Origin of the sequence: Aquimarina aggregata (assembly GCF_001632745.1) — a bacterium.
In the GTDB taxonomy this organism is placed as follows: Bacteria; Bacteroidota; Bacteroidia; order Flavobacteriales; family Flavobacteriaceae; genus Aquimarina; species Aquimarina aggregata.
Genome location: NZ_LQRT01000037.1, coordinates 1 through 2,258 on the forward strand (window position 1 = coordinate 1; position 2,258 = coordinate 2,258).

Below are 2,258 nucleotides of genomic sequence, written 5' to 3' on the forward strand. Positions count from 1 at the left end.
TTTTCGCATATCTAAGTGTGTATTTGCCATGGTTATTTTGATTATTGATAACCATACAAGTTATTCAAAATACACGCTTTTGGGGGTGGGTCAATTTAAACAGGAATACCCGGGTCAATTTAAATAGGATTTACTGGGTCAATATAATAGGAATAGGTGGGTCAGTTTGGTAAGAATTTCCAGTTAGGGCACTCTTTATTATTTCGTATTGATTTACTGTTGTTAAAGTGTGTTAATTTGTGTGAATGAATAATTAAAATTGATTTTTGAGATAATAAAGTGTATGTAAATGGTATTGATTGTGTTAATCTAAGAAAAAAAACTAATTATTTTCGCGAAAGCATTAACGTAACATAAACCAATAAACACAATGAAACTTAAAACTCTTAAACCTTGTATTCAAGTTTTGCTCTTTTTTTTATTACATTTTTCACAAGCCCAACCAAAACTTGTTTCTCCAAGAAATGGAATGACGATGACCCAAATAGCAGCTTCCTTTAAAGCTCAAACTTCAGTTAGCGGGCCTTATCATATTGAAATTTCTAAAGACCCAAATTTTAAAACTGGTGTTATTCGGCAATCGGTTAATTCTACGGGAAAGGATACTGGTTATTTGTATTTTTATTTTTATGACAAACCTCAATATTCACAACTTACCAAAGGAAAATGGTTTTGGCGTGTAGCCGAAGCCAATAAAAGTAGGTGGTCAGAAGTATGGTCTGTTAGCATAGATCCGTCATTACCAAAGATGGATCCGCTGCGGCCTATTTCACCCAAGAACCCTATTTTCCATTCGCGCATTACTGAGGTTGATGGGCTTACTAGGATAAAAGAATTAATTCCGGATGATTTGAAACAACATTTCACTTTGGATGTCCCTTCTTCTTTTCCTCATCTAATGAAAGGCAAACCGGTTATTGAATTCTGTGAGTCTGTAAATAATATAGGGTATCCTTTCTGGATGGATATCGGACGACCGGATTACCAGAACCATACGCGTGTAGACAGAGCTGTATGTCTTAGTGAAATAGAATATGTTTTTCAAAATTATCCAAATTGTATAGGTGTTGCAACTGGAGAATTGTTTTATGAATATTTCAGTTCCGGCGATAAAACTACAAAGCATTTCACCGATAACGTTATCGAATTATGTGCAAAATATGGCAAATATTTCATGCTGTCTGATTTTAATTATGCATGGAGTAAATGGGGTACATTTTCTGAAATGAATTATGAGAAGTTCAAGGAAAAAAAGTTAGCACCTTATTTTTTGCCTCTTTATAAGACTACAGAACCAGACGGGGCTTTGATATGTATGAGTGCAATTCAGGGAATGGGATTGACTGGAATGGTAGATAACTATGGTATGTGGTCTGACGCTTGGTTATGGCAAAAATTTGGTCAACCGGGAGTTTTCGATTCCGGTAAGATAGATGATTTTCCTTACATCTTTAATATGAAGACTTTTTTACTTTCTTATACACAAGGTGGTACGGTTACAGGTATCGAACCAGACTATCACTGGGGGATTTGGTCTGCAAAACCTAACGAAAATCAAACCAAATACTTACTACCTTTTTTACGGGGGGTGTTAAATCATAATATCATAGTGGGTAAAAAAGCTATAAAAAAAGCTACAAAAGTTATGATTAATGTAGATGTAGATGTATTTAGAGAAGGAATTGAGTATAATCATAGCAAATATGGACCTCTGTTTGAGAATACGTATGGGTTATATAAAGGAGGAAATAATCCAACGAAAGAAGAAATCATACCCAATACTTCCCGTTATTTAGGGATTCCATTTTTACCACACAAAAATGCGTCTACTCCAGCTGGTATGAAATTAATTAATCTTACAGATGTCCAAACCAAAGCGCAAGTATCATCTTTGATAAATCCCTTATACCCAGAAAACGGTAATGAAGCCTATACTTTTGATATGGAAAATACCCTTGTTGTATTAAATACATTTGAAAATACAGACAAGCATCAGGCATACGAAATGAAATTGGGTAATAGTGGTATAAAAAAAATGGAGGGTAGCATCCCATTAATGAGTTATATCATGGGAAAAAGAGAAATAGAAAAAAAACAATATTGGTTTCAAGTAAATGGATATACTAAAGGTGCCAATACCGGCGGCAAATATAATCTATCGGAGTACCCCACTATTATTACTTTTACCTGTTCAAAACGTCCAACTTTAAAAAGTGACCAAATGTCTGCTTTTATCAGACAGGATTGGGATGAAGCAA

General features: G+C 34.5%; 1 protein-coding gene. It reads left to right on the plus strand.

The genetic code is table 11. The annotated features are described in order from the left end of the window. Positions 1–370: 370 nt before the first annotated feature. Positions 371–2,258, plus strand: a 1,888-nt coding sequence (locus tag AWE51_RS20990; RefSeq protein WP_082832544.1) for a glycoside hydrolase family 98 domain-containing protein, incomplete at its 3' end; no start/stop codon positions are given.